Source organism: Pseudovibrio flavus, assembly GCF_009711345.1.
Classification (GTDB): Bacteria; Pseudomonadota; Alphaproteobacteria; order Rhizobiales; family Stappiaceae; genus Pseudovibrio; species Pseudovibrio flavus.
Genome location: NZ_SMMA01000054.1, coordinates 1 through 22,261 on the forward strand (window position 1 = coordinate 1; position 22,261 = coordinate 22,261).

Sequence of the window (22,261 nt, forward strand, 5' to 3'; positions counted from 1 at the left end):
CACGCCGTCAGCTGTTGCAGTTGGCGGCGGCGTTTGTAGCCTCTCCATTTGCAGTGTCGCTCGCTCTATCTGAAGAAAGCACGGACTCTCTTAGCAACGCCTCCTTCAGTGCCTTTCTCGATACTTTGATACCCTCTGATGATCAAAGTCCTGCTGCTAGCAGCTTAGAAATTCCCGCTAAGCTTTTGAGTTTTTCGAAGGAAAGTGACCTTTTGCAACGGCTTATTCTGCTGGGTACCCAGTGGCTTGATCAGGTTGCTCCGAGCCCGTTTCACGAACTCTCAGAGGCTGACAGGGTTACGGTCGTAAGCTGGATGGCTCAATCTGATTTCAATGAAATTCCGCGCCGCTACTATGAGCTTATGAGAAGCTTTGCGATGGTCTATTACTACGCTGAAGCGGAAGCGCGCACGGAGCTGGATCTATACCGCGCACCGCAGCCGCAAGGGGCAATGCCTCCGTGGACATGAGCTCAGGTTTTGACGCAATCGTTGTTGGGGCAGGTGCAGGCGGGGCAGCTGCAGCGTGGCGACTATGCCAAAGCGGCAGGCAGGTTCTTCTGCTGGAGGCTGGCCCCCGTTTCATAGCCGGTGAAGACTATCACCACACCGCAGATGATTGGGAGAGGGGCGGCTTCCCGCATAAACAGGGCTCAACTGCCAAGGTCACATTTGGCGACCTTGGAACTATCTCTCAAGATCATAAAGACCTCTTTTCTTGGAATGCAGTCCAAGGCAGGCTCGCTGCCGATGGGGCGAGGTCGAGTGACGGTGTTGGTTACCATCACGTTCAAGGTCTAGGAGGTTCGACCCTCGCGTTTGTCGGGGAGGCTCACCGCCTTAACCCCCGATCTATGAAGCTCAAAAGTCATCACGGCGTAGGGTTGGACTGGCCCATCTCATACGAAGATCTTGAGCCTTACTATGGTCTTTGCGAAAGCGTTCTTGGTGTCGCTGGGGAGACCTCGCAAGCTGCTGAGCGCTGGCGGTCTTCACCATATCCATTGCCGCCACACCCGCCAAGCCCGGGAGCGCTCGCGCTGGAAGGCGCAGCACAGCGTTTGGGGCTAAACTGGCACATCAATCCGCGTAGTGCGCTCAGCAAACCTTATGAAGATAGGCCTTCCTGCAATTATTGCGGACAGTGCTCCAAAGGCTGCCCCTTAGAAGATAAGGGATCAGCTGACGTCACCTTTTTGCGTAAGGCAAAAGCAACCGGCAGGCTAACAATAGAAACTGGCGCAAGCGTTACCGGTTTCTCGTTGGATGGAACCGGCGCGATCTCAAGTCTTCGCTTTGTACAAAACGGTGTAGCCCAAACGGCTTCTGCGCCGCTTTTTGTATTGGCAGCGGGAGCGGTTAACACCCCCAGATTGTTGCTTAGCGCCAATATCGCAAATACATCTAGGCTTGTGGGGCGTAACTTCATGGAAACGCTATATGTTTCGGCGACAGGTTTCCTGCCGAAATCCATTGGTACACACCGAGGCTTGCCTGCGGATATGATCTGCTGGGACTTCAACGCCCCTGATGCTGTTGAAGGCATCGTAGGTGGATTTCGTTTGAGCCACGCAACGCAGGAAATTGGACTGCTTGGGCCTATTGCCTATGTCAGCAGGCTGCTTTCAGGCTTCGGGCATCCCCTAAAGGAGGCGTTACGCGAAAAGTTCGGTGCAGCGCTATCAGTTGGAGCAATTGGTGAGGTTCTGCCAAATGCGGCCAGTTATGTGGATCTGGACCCAGAAGAGAAAGATGGAAACGGTCTCCCTGTAGCGCGGATTAATTCAGTGCTTCAAGGCGATGGTATTCAGCGTCTTCGCGCAATAGCTTTTCACAGTAAACGACTGCTTGCTGCGGCTGGCGTGACAGAGCTTTCCGAGTTTCTAACGACATATGACCGCTTCGCATCCACCCACGTGTTTGGCACCTGTGCAATGGGAGATGATCCGCGTCAGTCGGTGGTGGACCGCAATTGCGTAAGTCATGACCATTCGAACCTCTTGATCGTTGATGCAAGCGTCTTCCCCTCGACAGGGGGCGGGGAGTCTCCATCTCTCACCATTCAAGCGCTGGCCACCAGAGCTATTGATCAATACCTGAAAACCGCTGCAACGAACTGACTTAGAAATAGTCTCGAGAGGTTTGGGGTGCTGGACTAATAGTTTTCAGTATTTTATTGAAATTGATCATGAAAACACCAGCAGTTCACCTGCTTATTAACGTTGTTTAATAGTGGAGTCTGCGGCATGTTGGAGTACTGTTATATTTTGTTTTGATGTTTTTGCTTTTTTGTATAAAACATCGCAAAAATAAGAACGGCAGCTGAGCATTTTGATGTTGAAGAAGCTCCTAACTCTCTCGCTTGCAATTGGTATCTCTTTGTTTTCACTTGGTTCCCATGCTGGTGGAACGGGGGAGATGCATGTGCGCGGCAATGCTGCGGCACCTAAAGGGCACGCTTCTTTCTGTCATCATAATTCAGAAGCCTGCGATGCACGTGCTGCAATCCCTTCAAAAGTGGTGCTGACAGACCAACTCCTCAAAGAGCTGAATGCCATAAACATCTACTTCAATTCGACGATCAAGCCTCGCGATGACAAGAAGCTGTTTGCGGTCTCTGAGCATTGGACTTATGCCACATCAGGCGCGGGAGACTGCGAAGAGTACGTGCTGGAAAAGCAAAGAAGGCTCATAGAGCTGGGCTGGCCGCCAAGTGCACTGCTCATAACCGTAGTGAGAGAACGGAGCGGCGGCGGCCACGCGGTGCTAACTGTGCGCACCGATAAGGGTGATCTCATCCTCGACAATCAAACCAACAAGATCCACGAATGGCGCTCAACGCCTTATCGGTTTGTGAAACGCCAATCTGGCGAAAATGCCAGAGAGTGGAACTTCGTCTTGGATGCCAGAAGAATGGCGGTCGCGTTCATAGCAATGTAATTGCATGCTCGCCCTTTTTTAGAAGAGCGAGCACTATGCTTATAGAAGGCTCTTAAAACGCCTCAAAGAGCGCCGCTGCGCCTTGCCCGCCGCCAATACACATGGAAACCACCACATAGCGCTCACCGCGCCTGCGAGCTTCCAACAAAGCGTGACCAGCCATGCGTGCACCGCTCATGCCATAAGGGTGCCCCATAGCAATCGCTCCGCCGTTGACGTTCAACTTCTCCAGCGGGATATCAAGTTGCCTCTGGCAGTAGAGCAACTGCGCAGCAAAGGCCTCATTAATCTCCCATAGGCCGATGTCGGCGGTTGAGAGACCGTGGCGGGCGAGCAGCTTGGGAATGGCGAGAACTGGCCCGATGCCCATTTCTTCTGGCGCGCAGCCTACTACTGCCATGCCGTGGTAAACACCCAAAGGCTGGATACCGCGTTGTTCAGCAACCTTTTCTTCCATAACGACACTAACAGATGCACCGTCTGAGAGCTGGCTGGCATTGCCGGCGGTCACGGTTTGGTCTTCACCCAAAACCGGCTTTAAGCTCTGCAGGCCTTCGGCTGTAGTAGACGGGCGCAGGCATTCGTCGGCGGAAATCGTAATATCTTGAGCGCTGGTCGTACCGCTGGCTTTATCGGTTACCAGCTTGCTTGCGGAGACAGGCACAATCTCCTCTTCCAAACGCCCTGAAAACTGCGCATCGGCAGCGCGAAGCTGGCTCAGCAGTGCGTAGGCGTCTTGGTCCTCACGGCTCACACCGTAACGATCCGCAACGACTTCTGCTGTCTGGATCATAGACAAGTAGTAGTCGCTGTAGTGTTCTTTTACAGAAGGGTCTTTGTAGCGATAGGCGTTCCACTTGTCGTTCTGAACCAGCGAGATGCTGTCCATACCGCCAGCAAGGGCAACATCAACGCCTTCGCCGCAAACCTGCTGGGCAGCAATCGCGATGGCAGAAAGGCCGGAGGCGCATTGCCTATCGATAGTGCTGGCAGCGACGGAAACAGGAAGCCCTGCCGCAATAGCGGCATGACGGGCAAGGTTCACCCCTTGCGAGCCTTGCGTAAGAGCACTGCCGAAGGTGAAGTCTTCAATTTCACCAGCATCAATGCCAGCGCGCTGAATAGCAGCGCGAATGGCAGGAGCAGCAAGGCTTGGAGCCTCAAGGTTGTTGAACGCGCCGCGATAGGCTTTGCCAATAGGTGTGCGTGCGGTGGATGCAATAACGGCTCTGCGCATAGCGACCCTTTCAAGCTCTATAGTTTTTCAAGCCCACACCATTGGGCAATGAACATAGCAATGGTTTGCGTGTTGCGGCGAACGGACTGTAGATCAACGCGCTCGTTAAAACCGTGAATGGCCTCGGCCTTAGGCCCATAGACGAGCGCTGGCGTATCCATGTAGAGGCCAAAGAAGCGGGCATCTGTTGTTGCTGTCACCGCAATCTTTTCCAGGTCCGTGCCCGTCACCTGCTTGTGCACGTCTTCCAGCGTTGCAATGGCAGCGCCTGCGGCTTCCCCTTGGTGCTCAGCGAGGGCATAGCCTTCTGCTAAAAAGCCGTGATAGGTGATTTCCGGCCGGTTTTTCTTCAAGAACGGGTGCTTGTTGGCAGCCTCATTCAAAACAGCCTCGATCTCGGCCTTCGCCTCATTGATATCCTGTCCGGGATAAATGGCGATGCGCACATCAAAACAGCACCAAGCAGGAACGGAGGAGGTCCAGTCACCGCCTTGTATCTTGCCAATGTTCAGGTTGATCGGGTGATCAATACCGCAGTAGCAAGCGTGCTTCTTTTCAGGACGGTTCCATCGTGCTTCAAGCTCGTGCAGGGCCGCAATAAGCGGAATAGATGCTTCAATAGCATTGGAGCCAGACCCTGCTTCAAGCACATGGACGGGTAAGCCCTTTAAGTGCACCTGAAACCAGATGACGCCAATCTGGGCGATAGTTAGAGTTTCGGCAAACGGCTCCGGTATCAGGGCAGCATCAGCGCGGTAGCCTCGCTGTAAGCAGGCAAGGGCACCATTTCCGGTGCACTCTTCTTCTACGACAGATTGCACGAAAACATCGGCTGCCGGTGCAAACCCAGCATCGCGAATAGCATCCAGCGCATAAAGGTTTGCAACAAGCCCCGCCTTCATATCACCAGCGCCGCGGCCATAAAGCCAGTCGCCGTCTTTCCAAGGCTCATAAGGTGGACGTTCCCACATCTCCAATGGGCCTTCCGGCACTACATCGATGTGGCCGTTGAGAATAAGCGAACGCCCTTTGCGGGAGCTTGATGAATGGGTGCCGACAACATTTACCGCATCATCATAGTTGCCGATGACTGGAGAGAAGCCCGGTAGATGCTCAATATCTTTAACATCCACCTGCCAGCGATCCACCTCGTAGCCGCGCTCCGCCATGGCGCGGGCCATAAGATCCTGTGCGCTCTGCTCGTTGCCGCGTGTGGAAGGGTGGCTGGTCAGTTCGCACAAAAAATCGGTCTGCTCGTCAAAGCGCTTTTCGACGGCTGAAAGGATTTTGGATTGGATATCGTTATCCATCAGTGGCTCCATCTAGAAAGTCGGGCAGGTACCTGCAGGAACATTCAGCTTTGCGTCAGTGGCAGCAACAACGTCGGAGACGGTAAGCCCTTCAGCAACTTCGCGCAGAACGAGGCCGTTGTCGCTTACATCAATCACCGCCATATCGGTGTAGATGCGGTCAACACAGGACTTGGCCGTTAGCGGAAGGCTGCACGTCTCGACAATTTTAGAGCGGCCCTTCTTATCGCAATGGGTCGTCAGCACCGCTACTTTGCGTGCTTTCTGGGCAAGCTCGACAGCACCGCCAATACCGGGAGCAAACACGCCGGGTATCTTCCAGTTCGCGAGATCACCGTTGGCCGCTACTTGAAAGGCTCCAAGCAGGGTAAGGCTCAACCTGCCGGAGCGAACCATGGCAAATGACGTTGCACTGTCAAAATATGCCGTTCCAGGAAGGGGAGAAACATAAGCCCCGCCTGCATCAATCAAATTGCGGTCAGCATCATCATTGCTAAGTACCGGCCCAACACCCGAAATGCCGTTTTCTGAATGAAAACAAACAGGAAAGTCTTTGGGAATGAAGTTGACCACCTTGGTTGGCAGGCCAATGCCAAGGTTGACGGTCATGCCCGGTTGGATGTCGCGAGCCGCGCGGGCAATCATTCTGTCTCTAGCGTTGAACGACACCGTACACCTCCGGCAAATCTGATAGTTCGACGATTGCGTCTGTGAACGGGCCAGGACAATGAATGTCTTCCGGCTGGATATCGCCAAGCGCGACATAGCTTTCCGTTTCCACAATCACGGTGTCTGCAGCCATAGCCATCAGCGGGTTGAAGTTCATCGCTGTGCCGGAAAAACGCAGGTTCCCGAAGCTGTCGGCAGACTGGGCGTGAACCAGAGCAAAGTCCGCATTAATGGCAGGTTCCAGCAAACCAACCTTGCCGTTCAGCTCCACCTGCTGCTTGCCATCGGCAAACTCTGTGTCGATGCCAATGTCGCTTACAAACCCCATAAGCCCAGCACCGGCTGCGCGAACGCGCTCCGCCAAAATGCCTTGCGCTACAAACTCGATTTCAACGCTGCCGTTGTTCTTTAGCTCTACGGCGCGGGCATTGAGGCCAATGTGACTGGTTATCAGCTTGCGTACCTGACCGTTTTCCAGCAGCCAGTCGACGCCCATCCCCTTTTCGTTGGCATCGTTCTTGATGACGGTCAGGTCTTTTTGACCTTGGCGCACGAGTTCCTGAATAAGGCAGAACGGCGTACCGGGAACACCAAAGCCACCAAGCATAACGCTGTCACCATCTTTGATCCGGCCAATGGCCTCCTCGATGGTGGTTTTCTTATCAAGCAGCATCGCGCGTTTCCTAAACCTGTTCCAGAACGGGTAGGGAGAACTTGTTGGCAAATTCATAGAGGCTTTCTCGCAGCAGGCCGATCAACTCGTGAATTTGCTCTTCGGTGATGATCAGCGGCGGACAGATCAGGAAGTGATCACCCTCTTTGCCGCCCCGTGTCCGGCGGGAGTAGATGATAAGGCCGCGGGCGTATGCCATCTCCACCAGCTCTTCAAAGGCGTTCAGCTCTTTTGGAAGCGGAGCCATAGTGCTTTGGTCGCTTACAAGTTCAAAAGCTGTCAGCAAGCCTTTGCCTCGCACATCGCCAATGAACGGAAATAACTCTTGCAGGGCAAGCAACTCACCCATAAGCACCTCGCCCATGCGGGCGGCATTATCAATGAGGCCTTCGCGCTCAATTTCCTCAAGCACAGCAAGACCAGCGGAACACGCGAGCGGGTTACCGGCATAGGTGAAGCCGTGCGGGAAACCGCCAGCTTCCAGAACAGCATCAACAATCGTGTTGCTTGCCACCATCGCCCCAAGCGGCGCATAGCCGGAGCCAAAGCCCTTGGACATTGCTATGATATCCGGCTTGATGCCCCAATGCTCTGCGGCAAGAAACTTGCCGGTTCTGCCTACGCCGGTCATCACCTCGTCGTAGATCAGCAGGATATTGAACTCGTCGCAGATATCGCGGATCGCCTGATAGTAGCTGTCAGGAGCGACCAACGCACCCGTTGCAGCCCCGCCTACCGGCTCCATAATGAAGGCAAGGACGGTTTCCGGGCCCTGCTTGATGATTTCTTCACGCAGATACTGCGCGTATTTGTGCCCGCGCTGTTCGTCGCTGAGGTTGTCTTTGTCCAGATAACAGGTTGGTGCCGGTATCTTTGGCATCTCCTGCATCATCGGCTTGAAATTTCCGGCGATCGGTTCGTAACCCGTCAGCGCCAGCGCACCGAGTGTACAGCCATGGTAGGACGGAAAGCGGCTAATCACTTTCCAGCGGCTTTCCTCACCCTTCACAACAGCGTACTGACGGGCAAGCTTGATGGCACTCTCAACAGCTTCCGAGCCGCCTGAAACAAAGAACACCTTGTCCATGCCCTCTGGCATAAAACCAGCGGTCTTGGTTGCCAGCTTCTCCGCAGGCTCCGTTTGGAAGTGCAGGCGATAGCCAAAGGTTGCCTTGTCCATCTGCTGCTTCATGGCGTCGATCACACGCGGGTTCGAGTGACCGATGTTAGACACCATGGCGCCGGAGGATGCATCCAGATACCTTTTGCCGTCCTCGGCATAAAGGTAGATCCCTTTTGAGTGGTCCAGCATAGGGCGGCTGGCCTTGGACATATAAAACAAGTTGGACATGGGCAGTACTCTAAAACGCGATTGGTGTCAGGCAGGCGCTAGGGCGTTTGCACGAAGGTGCTTGGCCAAAAACTCTTTGGTGCGTTCATGCTTAGGGGCGCGGAACAGCTGCTCTGGTGGGCCTTCTTCAACCACCACACCGCCATCCATAAACAGAATGCGGTCAGCAACACTCTCGGCAAAGGCCATCTCGTGGGTGACGATAATCATCGTCATATGCTCTTCTGCCAAGCGCTTCATCACAAGGTTCACCTCCTCCACCAACTCGGGGTCTAGAGCGGAGGTTGCCTCGTCAAACAGCATCACCTTTGGCTGCATCGCCAAAGCGCGGGCAATAGCAACGCGCTGCTTCTGTCCGCCAGAAAGCTGGGATGGGTAATAGTCGATGCGGTCACTCAAGCCCACATGCTCAAGCTGCTCTTCTGCCAGACGGTCTGCCTCGGCATCGGAAATGCCCTTCAACATCTTTGGAGCAAGGGTAATGTTCTCGCGAACCGACAGATGCGGAAACAGGTTGAAATGCTGGAACACCATGCCGATGTTCTGGCGCACCTTGTTGATGTGGTTTTCGTACTGCTTGTGCGGCAGCTTCTTGTTCACCTGCGTGTCTTCAAGCCACACTTCACCGTCTGTCAGTGGATCAAGGTCGTTGATCGCCCGCAAAAGGGTGCTTTTGCCGGAACCGGAAGGGCCGATAATGGCAATGATCTGCCCCTTGTTGACCTTGAGGCTGATGTTCTTAAGCACCTCTAGGTCGCCATAGCACTTACGGGCTTGCCTAATTTCTACGAAAGGTTTTGCGTCTGTCATGACGGGCTCCCACAAAGAAGAAACTTGTTTTGTTAGCGCGTCAGCGCAATGCGTCGCTCGATGCGATGCAAAGTGAACTCCAGCAGCAGGTTGACGACGTAGTAACAAGCTGCGGCAGCGAGATAGAATTCGAACGGGCGGAAGGTTTCCGAGATGGCCAATTGCGAGGCGTGAACCAGCTCCACAACGCCGATAACCGAAACGAGGGCAGAGTCTTTCAGCAGGGCGATCATGTTGTTGCCGATTGGCGGGACAACGTCGCGCACCGCTTGCGGAATAACGATCTTGCGCAAGGTCTGACCGCGTGACAGACCAAGGGTTCTGCCTGCTTCGTGCTGGCCTTTGTCGATGGCTAGAATGCCGGTCTGGATGATGTCGGAATTATAGACCGCAAAGTGCAGACCCAGACCGATCATGCCTGCGAAAAACGCGGGAATATCAATGCCGATCTGAACGAGGCCGAAGTAGATCAAAAACAGCTGCAGCAGCAACGGCGTTGTCATGAACAGCCAAGCGAACGCTTTGATCGGATAGCGGATGATAGCCGGTGCATAGAGCGCACAGATCGCAAAACCGATGCCGCCGAAGAAGCTGAGAACGCCCGCAGAAGCCGTGATTGCAATGGTCCACAGTGCGCCCTGTAGAATAAGCCCTGCAAAGGGCGGGACGACGGTAAGATCCAATCCCATATCTATTTTCCTTCGCTAGAGTTGGGCACTACTGAATGGCGACGCGCTTGTTCAGCCAGCTAACGATCATCCCCGTTAGGGTGATGATGACCATGTAGAGAACGCCTGCCAGAATGAACATTTCGAAGGGCTTGTAGGTCGAGCCGATGTAGCGCTGCGCTGTATAGGTCAGGTCAACAACAGAGATCGCCGAAACCAGAGCCGTTGCTTTGATCTGCGCATTGATGTTGACGCCAAGCGGGCGAACCATCAGGCGGGCCGCCTGAGGAAGAATGACTTTGCGTACTGCCTGAAATTTGGAGAGGCCGAGCGTGCGGGCTGCTTCCATCTGGCCGCTATCAACGGCGATGATTGCTCCGCGAATAGTCTCGGTCATATAGGCGCCGATGTTGATGCCTAGGCCAATGACACCTGCGGAAAACGGATCAAGGTTGATGCCGATCTGCGGGCCACCGAAATAAAGAATGAACAGCTGGATCAAGCAGGGTGTGCCGCGGATAACGCTGACATAAACCGTCGCAATACTGCGGAAAACGACGTTTCCGTAAAGCTTGGCAGAGGCTGCTATAGCCCCAAGTGTCAGCCCCAAAAGGGTAGAAAGTACAGCAAGTTCAAGGGTCACCCACGCCGCCTCTAAAAAGAAAGGGGCAACGCGCTGCATCAGCTCAATGTCCATAATAGACCCGGTCTGTTTCAGGAGATTGGTAGAAGTGAAGGGCCAGTACAGAGCCGGTGCCCTGTACTGGAAATAGTGTCAGATTAGCGGATGTCCGCGCCAACCCACTTTTCAGCAATTGCTGTGTAGGTGCCGTCTGCCTGCATTGCGTCCAGCGCTTCCTGCATAGCTGCTGCCAGCTTCGGGTTACCTTTGCGGATTGCGATGCCAGCCTGATCAGCGGTGCCGGTGAGATCAGGAGCGTCCATCTTTGCGATTTTCGCGCCGTTTTCACGGATAGCAACCAGTACTGGAATGTCATCGGTTACGAATGCATCGATACGGCCGTTTTCAAGCTCAAGAATAAGCTCTGGCAGGCCTTTGTAGGTCTTCAGCTTCCAGCCGTCCTGAGAGCGCGCCCACTTCTCGTGGGTTTCACCCAGAGTCGCGCCAACTTTTTTGCCACTCAAAGAGCCGAGACCGGAAAGGTCAGAACCTTGACGAACGAACACTGCGCGGTTCATGCGGTAGTAAGGGCCAACAAAGTCGACAACCTTCTCGCGCTTTTCAGTGATCGACATGGAGCCGACAATTGCATCGTATTTGTTGGCCAGAAGACCGGCGATGATGCCGTCCCATGCAGTGGTCACAATTTTAACTTCAACGCCCATGCGTTTTGCGATTTCAGCGCCAATGGCAGGGTCAAAGCCAACAACCTTGTTTTCTTCATCAACGAAGTTGAACGGAGGGTAAGCACCGGACATGGCGATGGTGATGGAACCCTTTTCTTTAATGGTGTCCAGTTCATCAGCCAGAGTTGGTGTTGAAACACTCGCGCCTGCTGCAAGCATAGTAACCGCTGCAACAATAGATTTAATAGTGAGCTTAATCATAGTCCCCCCGTGCTCCGTCAATTTGGGCAGTGCTTTCGCTGCAATTTTTCTGGCGTAAGCACATGTGCGTACATACCACTTGCATGAGGCTGATAATAATGCAAATAAATATTCTCTATGACGTTCATAGATTTAGGAAATGATACCTCTAATGTTGAACCAAAAGGATCGCTTCCCAAGAGATTTGGATTGGAACCTTCTTCGTACATTCGTTTTCATTGTAGAGAAGAAGGGAATTACCAGTGCTGCAAATTACCTCGGCCTTAAACAACCTACGCTTTCTAATGCTCTCAAGCGCTTGGAGGATCAATTCCAACAAAAGTTGATTGATCGAAAGCCGAACTACTTTCGGGTTACTGATGCAGGACTTGCACTCTATGAGCAGTGCAGGGGGATGTTTGATCGGGTTTCCAATCTGCCGGAGATTGTCGGAGAGACCTCGCAGAAGGTTGCGGGCCATATTTCCCTCGCCATGACGAGCCATGTGGTAGCCCCCGTATGGGATCGCATTTTGGAGGAGTTCAATCAGGCCTATCCAGATGTCAGCTACTCTGTGGTAGTGGCCGATAGTGAGGAAACCAGCCAGACGGTTCTGGATAAAAAGGCGCTGCTCGGCATTTGCCTAGCCTATGAGGAACTGCCAAAGCTGAAGTACCGTGTTCTGTGCAGGCAGTTTTTCGGCCTCTTTTGCGGACCCAAGCATCAGCTATTCGGCAGAGATGATATCCAGCTTTCCGAGTTGGCTAATGAAAACTCCGTTTCCTTTCATACCGACAATGAAACAGGCGCGCTGCACAAGGTAACCGCTATGCGCAAAGCGGCAGGGCTGGAGCAGAACCTCAAAGGCACTTCTCCGAACCTGTTGGAAGTGCGCAGGATGATTGTTGCGAATCTGGGAATAGGCGCACTTCCCCTGCATGTGGCGGAAAGGGATGTGAAGTTGGGGTTGTTGTGGCGCTTGCCGCCCTACGACGATCTGCCAATGGTGAATATTTACGTGGTTCAAAATCCTGAGGCGGAAACGACAGCAGCGGAACAGGCTTTTTTGACATTTCTTGATGATTTGCTTGATCAAACGCCTTTGGAACAACGTACCTACAGCTAGGTATTTCATGTTTTAAGTGTCGTGCGTGTGCGATTGATTTTTCAATGGCTGAAAAGTTCGCTTCTATCGACTACTTGACATAGCCTTTCGGAAATATATTTTAAGTATAAAGTAAATCTCGCTGTTGGGGGGCTTGAGATGAAAATTGCGGTTCTGGGCGGAGGACCTTCTGGTTTGTATTTCGCCATTTCCATGAAGTTGCGAAACTCCGATCATGACATCACCGTGTACGAGCGTAACCGCTTCAATGACACGTTCGGCTGGGGTGTTGTTCTCTCTGATGAGACAATGAGCAACTTTGAAGGCAATGACCCTGTCAGCGAGAAGATGATTAGGGATCACTTCGCTTATTGGGATGACGTAAAAACCATTCGCGGTGATGAGGTAGAGACCTCCAGCGGCCATGGTTTCTGCGGCATTGGCCGTATGCGCCTGCTGGTGTTGCTGCAGGAGCGGGCAAAACAGCTTGGCGTCAAACTGGTATTCGAGACCGAGATGGACGATGCCCGTATTGCCCAGCTCAAAGGAGACCACGATCTGTTGGTCGCCTCTGATGGTCTAAACTCCAAGACGCGCAGTCTCTACGAAGACCACTTCAAGCCAGAAATCGATATGCGCAAAAATCACTTCGTCTGGCTTGGTACCAAGCAGAAGTTTGATGACGCGTTTACCTTCATCTTTGAAGAAACCGAGCACGGCTGGATTTGGGCGCACGCCTATCAGTTTGACGATGAAACAGCAACGTTCATTGTTGAGTGCGGACCAGAGGTCTATGAGGCTTTCGGCTTTGCGAATATGAGCCAGCAAGAGAGTGTAGCTCTTTGCGAAAAGCTCTTTGAAAAGCACCTCGGTGGTCTTTCTCTCCTTTCCAACTCCAACCACGTTCGTGGCTCCGCTTGGATCCGCTTCCCACGTGTGACCTGTGAGAACTGGTACTTCGATAATGTTGTGCTTCTGGGCGATGCTTCTGCAACGGCGCACTTCTCTATCGGTTCTGGCAGTAAACTGGGTATGGAAAGCGCGATTGCTCTCGCCGATCAGCTGCACATGGATAAGACCTTGCCTCAGGCATTGCGCGATTATCAGGACGAAAGAAAGCTGCAGGTTCTACGCGTAACATCTGCGGCGCGTAACTCCACCCAGTGGTTTGAAGAGGTTGAGCGTTACCTTGGCCTCGACATGATGCAGTTCAACTATTCCCTGCTCACCCGTTCGCAGCGTATCAGTCATGAAAACCTGCGTGAGCGCGATCCTGAATGGCTGGCATCCGCCGAAGCTTGGTTCCAGTCTAAGGCTGGTAACCAAAGCACTCGCCGTCCAATGTTCGCCCCATACCAGATGCGCGGTATGAGCTTGAAAAACCGCATAGTTGTCTCGCCTATGGCGCAGTACAAAGCAAAAGATGGCATGCCGAACGACTGGCACCTCATCCACTACGGTGAACGGGCAAAGGGCGGCGCGGGCCTCGTCTTTACAGAGATGGTCTGCGTAAGCCCGGAAGGGCGCATCACACCGGGTTGTCCGGGCTTCTATACCGATGAGCAGACCGACGCGTGGGCGCGCTTGACTGCCTTCGTTCATCAAGAAACCGATGCCAAGATTTGTGCGCAGATCGGGCATGCAGGCCGCAAGGGCTCTACTCGCCTTGGGTGGGAAGGTATCGACCAGCCGCTAACAAAGGGCAACTGGCCGTTAATGTCAGCGTCAGCCTTGCCTTTGCAGGAGGGTAACCAGACTCCGAAGGCGATGGACCGAGCGGACATGGATCTCGTACGCGACCAGTTTGTCGCCTCCGTCAAGGCAGCTGACAAAGCCGGTTTTGATATGATCGAGATGCACGCCGCGCACGGTTATCTGCTTGCATCCTTCATCTCTCCGGTAACCAACATCCGCGATGATGAATATGGCGGATCACTGGAAAACCGCATGCGCTATCCGCTGGAGGTCTTCCACGCCATGCGTGAAGCGTGGCCTGCAGACAAGCCGATGACTGTTCGTATCTCCGCCCATGACTGGATGGGAGATGCTGGACTGGAGCCAGAAGAGGCAGTGGAAGTTGCAAGGCTTTTGAAGGAAGCAGGCGCGGACGCTATCAACGTGTCATCCGGCCAGACCTCGAAAGAGGAGCAGCCTGTCTACGGACGTATGTTCCAGGTGCCGTTCTCTGACAGAGTGCGTAACGATCTCGATGTGCCTACGCTCGTCGCGGGTAACATCTACGAGGCCGACCACGTCAACTCCATCCTAATGGCTGGCCGCGCTGACTTGGTCCTGCTTGCCCGCCCACATCTGGCTGATCCATACTGGACCCTTCACGCGGCTGTTGAGCTTGGCGATGAAGAGCAGGAGTGGCCAGCCCCTTACGATGGTGGTCGTAGGCAGGCGAACGTACTGGCCGCACGAGCTAGGGAGATGGCATGAGCCTGTCGGGTAAAAAGGCACTTGTAACGGGCGGAGGCACGGGCGTTGGCGCGGTGATCGCCCGTTCTCTGGCGCAGGCCGGAGCCTCTGTTATCATCTGCGGGCGCAGCCTTGATAAGCTTGAGGCTGTCGCAGCAACCCATGACGCAATTTCTGCGGTTCAATGTGACATCACAGATGAAGCGCAAGTTTCATCTATGTTCGAGGCTGCCGGACCTCTTGATATCGTCGTTGCTAATGCTGGTGCATCGGAAAGCGCTCCATTTGCCAAAACCTCGCTGGATGCATTCCAGCGAATGCTCTCCGTCAACCTAACTGGCACCTTCCTCACAATGCGTGAGGGGCTAAAGGCTATGAAGGGGCGCAAAGGGCGTATGATCGTCATAGCCTCCACCGCCGCGCAAAAGGGTTACGCTTATGTCGCCCCATATGCAGCCGCAAAGCATGGCGCGCTGGGCCTCGTTCGTTCCGTCGCGCAGGAGTATGCTGCCAAGGACATCACCGTAAACGCGATTTGTCCCGGCTTTCTGGATACGGAAATGACCGCTCGCACCATAGACAACATCGTCAAGACAACAGGTCGCTCCGAGCAAGACGCACTTGCGGCGCTAACTGCGACAAACCCCATGGGCAAGCTTGTCCCGCCGGAGGATGTTGCAGCCGCTGTACTGTGGCTGTGTGCGGAAGGCTCGGACATGGTGACAGGTCAGGCCATCTCTGTCGCAGGCGGAGAAATTTAACGCACCTGTTAGCGGTAAGCGATTTTTACGGAGCCATCTAGGCTGCAATAATTATATGAAAAAGAACGGTTTTTTATGACTTCACCTCATACCTTTTTAAATCCTGAAGGCTGGGCTCCTGCAAAGGGGTACGCAAACGGCGTCGTTGCTGAAGGCAAAACCATTTATACCGGCGGTCTTGTTGGCTGGAATGAGCAGCAGCAGTTCGTACACAAAGACATGGTTGGCCAGTTCGAGCAGGTGCTGGAAAACATCGTGGCGGTTCTTGCCGAGGCAGGCGCTGGGCCGGAGCACCTCGTGCGGCTAACGTGGTACATAACCGATAAGCAGGAGTATCTCTCCAGCCTGAAGGATTTCGGCGCGATCTATCGCCGGATCATTGGCCGCCACTTCCCCGCTATGGCTGTGGTGCAGGTCGTCGCTTTGATCGAAGATGATGCCAAAATCGAGATTGAGGCAACGGCGGTTCTGCCAAAGTAAGACCCTCAGCTTACATTGCTATTGCATTTAGAGCAGGCTCTCACCGCAAGGGAGCCTGCTATTCGTGCTTGCTCAATTACACTCACGATTCTTGATAATAGAGTGCTCAAAACTTCCCAGTCATAACTTATTGATTTGATGGTTCCTTTTGCCTTGGAACTGGTGAGAGTTGCAGCCTGCGGTCAGCTCGGAGTTTTGTTTTAGATATAAAATAAATTAGGCGATGCCTAGAAAATCTCATTCTGTAGGATCGGGGCGAGAAGTTAAATAAGCTATTGCAATATAGATATAAAATCACATTAAGCGATCGCGCGTCTCGCTAACCTTCTACGTAAATTCCCTTTAAAAATTCCGTTTCCAGTATTTTATACTTGACGTAAATCAAAAATATGCGTTTGCATATATATCACTGTTTGGGGGACGATTTACACCGGTGGGAGGAACAGTAATGACCGCACAAAAGACCCTTTCTGATTTAGCAGTTGCACTCTTGGATGGCTCGGTTCGAGTTGTTGATTGCGCCGCGCCCCTTGGGCCGAATACGCCGCTGTTGAAGCTGCCGCCTGAGCTGGCCGTTGATACGCCAAAGATCGAGATCCACGAGATTGCCCGCTACAACGAGACAGGTCCTTGGTGGGCGTGGAACTGGCTGAAGCTCGGCGAGCATTCCGGCACTCACTTTGATGCGCCTCAGCACTGGATCACCGGTAAGGATTATCCGGATGGCACAACGGATACCATTGATCCGCAAGCGTTTGTTGCTCCGGCTAACGTCATCGACTGTTCCCGTGAAGCTGCCGAAAACAACGACTTCCTTCTCACTGCTGACGGCGTGAAGGCTTGGGAAGCCGAGTATGGTGAGATTGGTGAGGGTGAGTGGGTGCTCATGCGCACCGACTGGGACCAGTACAACACGGATGAGGACAAGTTTCTAAATACGGACGCAACAGGCCCTCATACACCTGGGGTAACGGCCGATTGCGTCGAGTACCTCATGGAAAAGAACGTGCTTGGCTTTGGTACTCAGTGCATTGGAACCGATGCGGGTATGGCGGCAACTTTCGATCTTCCGTTCCCTGCGCATAACCTGCTGCACAAGAACAACCGTTATGGCTTGGCTTCGCTCACCAACCTCGACAAGCTGCCGCCAAAAGGTGCGATTTTTATTGCCAATCCGCTGAAGATCGTTCGCGGCACCGGTTCTCCGGTTCGCGCATTGGCATTGGTTCCTGCTTCCTAAGTCGCTTTCAAAAAGACAGGTCCGGCGCTGCAACCCATTACGGTTGTTCAGCGCTGGCCGTAAACGAGTTTGTCCGGTGTCGCTGGTTGAACAGCGCCGCCAAGGATGAGCCACTACGATCAGTGTTCAGCAAGGAAACTCCCATGAGTGAATTCGGGCTGGAGGAGTTTACTCCCTATCTCATGAACCGCATCGCCGCGCGTTACAACAAGGGCGTGGAGGATGCTCTGCGCACCATTGGCATTTCCGTGCCGCAAATGCGCACCTTGGCCGTTTTGGACGAGCGCGGCCCCTGCACAATCAACGAGCTATCTGTGCTGACGGTGATTAACCAGTCTACCTTGTCGCGCACGCTTGATGTGTTGGAAGAGCGCCGCTGTGTGCGCCGTGAAACTGACCCGAACGATAGCCGCATCAGGGTCATTCACCTGACTGAGAACGGCCGCGACCTGCGACGCTCCACTTGGCCAAAGATGGAGCGGATGGAAGACATCATGTTGGCAAGCCTGACGCCTGAAGAGCGGGACCAGTTCAACGGCTTCCTCAAAAGCATCCTCTACAACATTCGTCAGCACGAGCTTTGAACTAAAAGGAAACGCAGATGGCTGAGCGCTCTTTTGCCGGAGAAGTTGAAAAGCTGAAGCTTGGGGCAGGGGAAACCTTTTCGGGTGAAGGCATTCTGGCAATAACCAAGGCATTGCTTGAAAACGGCGTCGGGTATGTCGGCGGCTATCAAGGCTCGCCAATTTCGCACCTTATGGATGTGCTTGCTGATGCTCAGGATATTCTGGGTGAGTTGGGTGTGCATTTCGAGGCATCGGCCTCTGAGGCAACCGCTACAGCAATGCTCGCGGCCTCGGTCCACTATCCAATTCGCGGTGCCGTCACCTATAAGTCTGTGGTGGGTACGAACGTTGCCTCTGACGCGCTGTCCAACCTCGCATCTGGCGGTGTAACAGGCGGCTCTCTCATCATTATCGGTGAAGACTACGGTGAAGGCTCCTCTATCATGCAGGAGCGCACTTACGCATTCGCTATGAAATCTCAGGTCTGGATGCTGGATCCGCGCCCGAACCTGCCATCCATCGTTAAATCCGTAGGTGATGGTTTCGCGTTGTCGGAAGCCTCCAATACGCCGGTTATGTTGCAGGTTCGCATTCGATCCTGCCACGTCCATGGCCACTTCACTGCTTCTGACAACGTTCGCCCGTCGATGACCGTGACCGAAGCGCTGGAAAACCCGAAGCGCGACCTTAACCGTATTGTTCTTCCTCCGGCGAGCTATCTGCATGAGAATGAAAAGCTCACCAAGCGCTGGCCAGCGGCTGAAAAGTTCATTCTGGACAACAACGTCAACGAAGAGTTTGGTGACGCAGCGGGCAAAGTTGGCCTCATTGTTCAGGGTGGCAACTACAACACTGTTATCCGTGCATTGAACCGTCTTGAGCTGGCGAATATCTACGGCGACACAGACATTCACATTCTGTGTCTGAACGCGATCTACCCACTTTGCGAAAGCCAGATTCTGGACTTCTGCGACGGTAAGGACGCGGTCTTTGTTATCGAAGAAGGGCAGCCGAACTTTATGGAGCAGACCATCGGTCACATGCTCTACAAGAACGGCTGCAAGACCAAGCTAGAAGGCAAGGGTATGTTGCCTCTGGGTGGTGAGCTCACCGGCCAGATTACGCTTGATGGTCTGGGCACTTTCTTCAAGACCCATGCGCCGGAGATGCTTCCGGCCGCCAAAGTGGCGCATAATGAACCGTCACCGGAAATTCCGGATCTCAGCAAAGTTCTGCCTCCGCGCCCGCCCGGTTTTTGTACCGGCTGTCCTGAACGTCCTATTTTTGCGGCGACGAAGCTTGTCGAAGAAGAGCTTGGCCCGCACCACATCGCATCGGATATCGGCTGTCACCTCTTTTCCATCATGCCGCCGTTTGATCTTGGCGCGACGACTATGGGCTACGGCCTTGGTCCGGCATCGGCCTCCGCATTCCATAACGCCAGTAAAGATGGCCGCAAGTCCATCTCCTTCGTGGGTGATGGCGGCTTCTGGCACAACGGCGTCGCTTCTTCTATCGGTAACGCGGTGTTCAACAAAAACGATGGCGTGATTGTAATCGTCGATAACTACTATTCGGCGGCAACGGGCGGTCAGGACATTTTGTCTTCCCGCGCGGATAACAAGACCAAACAGACCAAGAACTCCATCACCGAGGCTGTTCAGGGCATGGGGGTGAAGTGGGTTCGTCAGCTTGATCGCACCTATGATGTTACCAAGATGCGCGACACCTTGAAGGAGGCGCTGGCCTCTACCGAGGAAGGCCCGAAGGTCATTGTTGCGTCCTCAGAATGTATGCTGAACAAGCAGCGCCGCGTGAAGCCGCAAATGGCGAAAGCGGTCAAGGATGGCAAGCGCGTAGAGCGTCCACGCTTGGGCGTTGATGAAGATGTTTGCACCGGTGATCACGCTTGTATGCGTCTGTCGGGCTGTCCGTCACTCTCGGTGAAGGACACTGGCGATCCTCTGCGGGATGATCCAGTCGCGGCAATCGACCAGACCTGCGTTGGCTGCGGTAACTGCGGTGAGGTGGCCGATGCTGCAGTCCTATGCCCGAGCTTTTACGAGGCGCGTATCGTTTCCAACCCGACAACTGCTGAAAAGAGCAGAGCAAAGCGCATAAACCGGATTGTCAGCTGGCTGCAGAAGCGCCGCGACGCCCGCCGAATTGCTTTTGCCTAAGGATTTGAACCATGAATATGCAGGCTCCTTCCCGTTTAGTTGCTCGTCGCTCTCCCGGTCCTGATGGTGAAAGCATCATCACGCTGGCAGCGCTGGCCGTCGGTGGCCAGGGCGGCGGTGTGCTGACAAACTGGATCACGGCCGTTGCCGAGGCAAACGGTTATCGTGCGCAGTCTACCTCCGTGGCAGGCGTGGCTCAGAGAACTGGCGCGACGATCTACTACATCGAGATGTGCCGCGATACCGGCCGCCAGCCAATCTTTGCTTTGTCTCCTTCTGAGGGCGATATCGACATCCTCATCGCCTCCGAGCTTATGGAAGCGGGCCGTGCCATCATGCGTGGCTTTGTTACCCCTAGCCGGACAACTGTGATCGCCTCCACCCATCGCATCCCTGCGGTGATGGAGAAGGTTGCTCCGGGCGATGGCCGCGCCGATGGCAAGGCGGTTCTGGATGCCATGGGCATTTCCGCAGATCATGTTGTTGCCTTCGATATGGAGACGGTAGCAAAGGAAGCAGGCTCGGTTATTTCCTCTTCTCTTCTTGGCGGTCTGGCAGGCTCCGGCTCTCTACCGTTCCCGAAAGAAAGCTACGAGGAAGTCATCAAGGCATCTGGCCGCGGTGTTGAAGCGTCCCTTCGTGCTTTCAAGCGCGCCTACGACTGTGCCGCAGGCAACGAGACACCGCCTCAGCCCGTGGCGCCAGTCGCTCCGGTTCCTGTTCTCGCCGTTCCTGCAAAACTGAAGAAGGCATGGACCGACCTTCAGGACCGTCTATCGCGTCTGCCTGCACCTGTTCAGGAAATGGCAGGTCTCGGCCTTAAGAAGACCGTTGACTATCAGGATGTTGCCTACGGCAGCGAGTATCTCGATAGGTTAGAGCAGGTCGCAAAGATGGATAGCGCACCGTTCAAGATGACTGAGGCTGCTGCCAAGTACATTGCCCGCGCTCTTTGTTACGACGACATTCTCCGCGTTGCTGATCTTAAAACCCGCGCAACCCGTTTTGCCCGCGTTAAAGACGAGGTCTCCGTCAAGGACGATCAGGTTCTGATGCTGACGGAATACTTCCACCCGCGCTTCGAAGAGTTTGTAACGACACTGCCAGCAGGTCTTGGCCGCAAGCTGTCTCGCAGCAAAGGCGTTGAGGCATTCTATACCAAGCACTTTGATAAGGGACGCCGCATCCGAACCGACAAACTTGGCGGTTTTGCTATGCTTTACCTCGTCAGCTCCTTGCGTCCTTGGCGGCGCAAACTGATGCGCCACGAAAGCGAGATGAAGCATGTAGATGCATGGTTCGCGACCGTTCTGCGGGTAGCTGCAAGTGACAAGGCTCTGGCAAGCGAACTGCTTGCTAACTATCGCTTGATCAAAGGCTATTCAGATACGCACGCTCGCGGCCTTTCCAAGTTCGCCCGTGTAATGGGCGCTTTGGAAATGCTGGAAGGTAGAGAGGATGCCGCTGACTGGATGCGGCGTCTGCGTATTGCGGCGCTTGATGATGTTGACGGTGAGGCGCTGGACGGTGCTTTGGCAACCGTCGCATCATTTGCCTCCGCCGAAGCCGCCTGACCGCATTTCTCAGCGTATAATGCTGTAGGCGGTGCTAGCGGCTGGTGTGGTGGCGGATGTCCAGCATAATGGAAATAGCCCGCGCAACATCTGGCTCTGAAACGCCTTCAAACAGCTCGTCCACCCAGCCGCGATGTTCGGCTGTTACGTGGTCCATGAGCTTGCGTCCCTTCTCAGTGGTTTTCACAAGATGGGCGCGGCGGTCATTTTGAATGCTCTGGCGCTCAACCAGCCCTTCCTCAACCAGCTTTTCGATGATGCCGGTAACGTTGCCATTGGAAACGACGAGCTGCTCGGAAAGCTCCGTCATCCGCAGTCCATCAGGATGCGCGCAAAGGGTCGCCATCACGTCAAAACGCGGCAGGGTCATGTCATGCTCATTGCGCAGTCGTTCTCGCAGGTTGCTCTCAACACTGCGAACGGCTTTTAGCATCTGAAGCCACAAACGCACCCTCTGTGTTGCCAAAGAGGGGTCTTTGATCTGGTGGGACATGGATTCATCCTTGGCAAATTCACCTCCCCAATAACATTATGGCGGCCCAATCTCAATTTCTGCGAGAAAACGCTTGTGACTTATGCAGGTGGAGTGAGCCAGCCCTAGGGGAAGTGCGGTCTAACGGAAGGGCCAATTCATCATTGATGATTAAAAATACTTAGCGCGGCCGTTGAATTCGGCACTGCCTTAAGGGCATGCTGCATTGATTTTTGAGTCGTTACTGGCGGCTAAGT

21 protein-coding genes are annotated in these 22,261 nt (G+C 54.0%); 11 read left to right on the forward strand and 10 right to left on the reverse strand.

Annotation, left to right across the window (positions count from 1 at the left end; all coding sequences use genetic code 11):
* From E1162_RS19455 to E1162_RS04155, 3 genes are all read left to right on the forward strand, one after another.
* Window positions 1–470: hypothetical protein (locus E1162_RS19455; RefSeq protein WP_257098654.1), on the forward strand; the 470-nt coding region annotated here is incomplete at its 5' end.
* Window positions 467–2,119, forward strand: coding sequence for a GMC oxidoreductase (locus E1162_RS04150; protein WP_155127512.1), 1,653 nt, complete (start codon window positions 467–469; stop codon window positions 2,117–2,119). The genes E1162_RS19455 and E1162_RS04150, both read left to right, overlap by 4 nt.
* A gap of 214 nt (window positions 2,120–2,333) precedes the next feature.
* Window positions 2,334–2,939: a transglutaminase-like cysteine peptidase gene (locus tag E1162_RS04155; protein WP_257098655.1), complete on the forward strand. Its 606-nt coding sequence runs from the start codon at window positions 2,334–2,336 to the stop codon at window positions 2,937–2,939.
* 52 nt (window positions 2,940–2,991) lie between these two features.
* On the opposite strand, the gene E1162_RS04160 is transcribed toward E1162_RS04155, so the two are convergent.
* From E1162_RS04160 to E1162_RS04200, 9 genes are all read right to left on the reverse strand, one after another.
* Window positions 2,992–4,176: a thiolase family protein gene (locus E1162_RS04160; RefSeq protein ID WP_155127255.1), complete on the reverse strand. Its 1,185-nt coding sequence runs from the start codon at window positions 4,174–4,176 to the stop codon at window positions 2,992–2,994.
* A gap of 17 nt (window positions 4,177–4,193) precedes the next feature.
* Entirely contained in the window at window positions 4,194–5,486 is a 1,293-nt protein-coding gene (locus E1162_RS04165; RefSeq protein WP_155127258.1) for an ArgE/DapE family deacylase, read from the reverse strand.
* A 12-nt stretch (window positions 5,487–5,498) separates the two neighbouring features.
* Window positions 5,499–6,155, reverse strand: coding sequence for a 3-oxoacid CoA-transferase subunit B (locus tag E1162_RS04170; RefSeq protein ID WP_371311808.1), 657 nt, complete (start codon window positions 6,153–6,155; stop codon window positions 5,499–5,501).
* Window positions 6,139–6,828 carry a CoA transferase subunit A gene (locus E1162_RS04175; protein ID WP_257098656.1) on the reverse strand — a complete coding sequence of 230 codons (690 nt, stop codon included), beginning with the start codon at window positions 6,826–6,828 and terminating at the stop codon, window positions 6,139–6,141. The genes E1162_RS04170 and E1162_RS04175 overlap by 17 nt, the downstream gene beginning before the upstream one ends.
* A 10-nt stretch (window positions 6,829–6,838) precedes the next feature.
* Complete coding sequence (locus tag E1162_RS04180; protein WP_155127264.1) at window positions 6,839–8,179, reverse strand: aminotransferase family protein; 1,341 nt, start codon at window positions 8,177–8,179, stop codon at window positions 6,839–6,841.
* 27 nt (window positions 8,180–8,206) lie between these two features.
* Entirely contained in the window at window positions 8,207–8,989 is a 783-nt protein-coding gene (locus tag E1162_RS04185) for an amino acid ABC transporter ATP-binding protein (protein WP_155127267.1), read from the reverse strand.
* 32 nt (window positions 8,990–9,021) lie between these two features.
* Entirely contained in the window at window positions 9,022–9,678 is a 657-nt protein-coding gene (locus tag E1162_RS04190; protein WP_155127270.1) for an amino acid ABC transporter permease, read from the reverse strand.
* 28 nt (window positions 9,679–9,706) lie between these two features.
* Window positions 9,707–10,354 (reverse strand): amino acid ABC transporter permease, encoded by a 648-nt coding sequence (locus tag E1162_RS04195; protein ID WP_155127273.1) that lies wholly within the window; start codon window positions 10,352–10,354, stop codon window positions 9,707–9,709.
* Window positions 10,355–10,437: 83 nt separating this feature from the next.
* Complete coding sequence (locus E1162_RS04200) at window positions 10,438–11,226, reverse strand: transporter substrate-binding domain-containing protein (protein ID WP_155127276.1); 789 nt, start codon at window positions 11,224–11,226, stop codon at window positions 10,438–10,440.
* 151 nt (window positions 11,227–11,377) lie between these two features.
* On the opposite strand from E1162_RS04200, the gene E1162_RS04205 reads away from it, so the two are divergent.
* The 8 genes from E1162_RS04205 (at window position 11,378) to E1162_RS04240 (ending at window position 21,532) form a co-directional block, all read left to right on the forward strand.
* Window positions 11,378–12,331 carry a LysR family transcriptional regulator gene (locus E1162_RS04205; protein ID WP_155127279.1) on the forward strand — a complete coding sequence of 318 codons (954 nt, stop codon included), beginning with the start codon at window positions 11,378–11,380 and terminating at the stop codon, window positions 12,329–12,331.
* Between the two features lie 138 nt (window positions 12,332–12,469).
* The gene (locus E1162_RS04210) at window positions 12,470–14,752 is read left to right on the forward strand and encodes a bifunctional salicylyl-CoA 5-hydroxylase/oxidoreductase (RefSeq protein WP_155127282.1); all 2,283 of its coding nucleotides are present in this window, start codon (window positions 12,470–12,472) and stop codon (window positions 14,750–14,752) included.
* A complete protein-coding gene (locus tag E1162_RS04215; RefSeq protein WP_155127285.1) occupies window positions 14,749–15,492 on the forward strand; it encodes an SDR family NAD(P)-dependent oxidoreductase in 744 nt (247 codons plus the stop codon). The genes E1162_RS04210 and E1162_RS04215 overlap by 4 nt, the downstream gene beginning before the upstream one ends.
* 75 nt (window positions 15,493–15,567) lie before the next feature.
* Complete coding sequence (locus E1162_RS04220) at window positions 15,568–15,972, forward strand: RidA family protein (RefSeq protein WP_155127287.1); 405 nt, start codon at window positions 15,568–15,570, stop codon at window positions 15,970–15,972.
* A 448-nt stretch (window positions 15,973–16,420) separates the two neighbouring features.
* Window positions 16,421–17,212 (forward strand): cyclase family protein, encoded by a 792-nt coding sequence (locus tag E1162_RS04225; protein WP_155127290.1) that lies wholly within the window; start codon window positions 16,421–16,423, stop codon window positions 17,210–17,212.
* 143 nt (window positions 17,213–17,355) lie between these two features.
* A complete protein-coding gene (locus tag E1162_RS04230) occupies window positions 17,356–17,796 on the forward strand; it encodes a MarR family winged helix-turn-helix transcriptional regulator (RefSeq protein WP_155127293.1) in 441 nt (146 codons plus the stop codon).
* A gap of 17 nt (window positions 17,797–17,813) precedes the next feature.
* A complete protein-coding gene (locus E1162_RS04235; protein ID WP_155127296.1) occupies window positions 17,814–19,958 on the forward strand; it encodes a thiamine pyrophosphate-dependent enzyme in 2,145 nt (714 codons plus the stop codon).
* Between the two features lie 11 nt (window positions 19,959–19,969).
* Window positions 19,970–21,532, forward strand: coding sequence for an indolepyruvate oxidoreductase subunit beta family protein (locus E1162_RS04240; RefSeq protein ID WP_155127299.1), 1,563 nt, complete (start codon window positions 19,970–19,972; stop codon window positions 21,530–21,532).
* Window positions 21,533–21,566: 34 nt separating this feature from the next.
* On the opposite strand, the gene E1162_RS04245 is transcribed toward E1162_RS04240, so the two are convergent.
* On the reverse strand, window positions 21,567–22,025 hold the full coding sequence (locus E1162_RS04245; RefSeq protein ID WP_155127302.1) for a MarR family winged helix-turn-helix transcriptional regulator: 459 nt from the start codon (window positions 22,023–22,025) through the stop codon (window positions 21,567–21,569).
* Window positions 22,026–22,261: the final 236 nt, after the last annotated feature.

Bases quoted from the DNA above. Each gene is read 5' to 3' on its own strand.
- E1162_RS04150 (WP_155127512.1), top strand. From the start codon at position 467: ATGAGCTCAGGTTTTGACGCAATCGTTGTTGGGGCAGGTGCAGGCGGG.
- E1162_RS04155 (WP_257098655.1), top strand. From the start codon at position 2,334: ATGTTGAAGAAGCTCCTAACTCTCTCGCTTGCAATTGGTATCTCTTTG.
- E1162_RS04160 (WP_155127255.1), bottom strand. From the start codon at position 4,176: ATGCGCAGAGCCGTTATTGCATCCACCGCACGCACACCTATTGGCAAA.
- E1162_RS04165 (WP_155127258.1), bottom strand. From the start codon at position 5,486: ATGGATAACGATATCCAATCCAAAATCCTTTCAGCCGTCGAAAAGCGC.
- E1162_RS04175 (WP_257098656.1), bottom strand. From the start codon at position 6,828: ATGCTGCTTGATAAGAAAACCACCATCGAGGAGGCCATTGGCCGGATC.
- E1162_RS04180 (WP_155127264.1), bottom strand. From the start codon at position 8,179: ATGTCCAACTTGTTTTATATGTCCAAGGCCAGCCGCCCTATGCTGGAC.
- E1162_RS04185 (WP_155127267.1), bottom strand. From the start codon at position 8,989: ATGACAGACGCAAAACCTTTCGTAGAAATTAGGCAAGCCCGTAAGTGC.
- E1162_RS04190 (WP_155127270.1), bottom strand. From the start codon at position 9,678: ATGGGATTGGATCTTACCGTCGTCCCGCCCTTTGCAGGGCTTATTCTA.
- E1162_RS04195 (WP_155127273.1), bottom strand. From the start codon at position 10,354: ATGGACATTGAGCTGATGCAGCGCGTTGCCCCTTTCTTTTTAGAGGCG.
- E1162_RS04200 (WP_155127276.1), bottom strand. From the start codon at position 11,226: ATGATTAAGCTCACTATTAAATCTATTGTTGCAGCGGTTACTATGCTT.
- E1162_RS04205 (WP_155127279.1), top strand. From the start codon at position 11,378: ATGTTGAACCAAAAGGATCGCTTCCCAAGAGATTTGGATTGGAACCTT.
- E1162_RS04210 (WP_155127282.1), top strand. From the start codon at position 12,470: ATGAAAATTGCGGTTCTGGGCGGAGGACCTTCTGGTTTGTATTTCGCC.
- E1162_RS04215 (WP_155127285.1), top strand. From the start codon at position 14,749: ATGAGCCTGTCGGGTAAAAAGGCACTTGTAACGGGCGGAGGCACGGGC.
- E1162_RS04220 (WP_155127287.1), top strand. From the start codon at position 15,568: ATGACTTCACCTCATACCTTTTTAAATCCTGAAGGCTGGGCTCCTGCA.
- E1162_RS04225 (WP_155127290.1), top strand. From the start codon at position 16,421: ATGACCGCACAAAAGACCCTTTCTGATTTAGCAGTTGCACTCTTGGAT.
- E1162_RS04230 (WP_155127293.1), top strand. From the start codon at position 17,356: ATGAGTGAATTCGGGCTGGAGGAGTTTACTCCCTATCTCATGAACCGC.
- E1162_RS04235 (WP_155127296.1), top strand. From the start codon at position 17,814: ATGGCTGAGCGCTCTTTTGCCGGAGAAGTTGAAAAGCTGAAGCTTGGG.
- E1162_RS04240 (WP_155127299.1), top strand. From the start codon at position 19,970: ATGAATATGCAGGCTCCTTCCCGTTTAGTTGCTCGTCGCTCTCCCGGT.
- E1162_RS04245 (WP_155127302.1), bottom strand. From the start codon at position 22,025: ATGTCCCACCAGATCAAAGACCCCTCTTTGGCAACACAGAGGGTGCGT.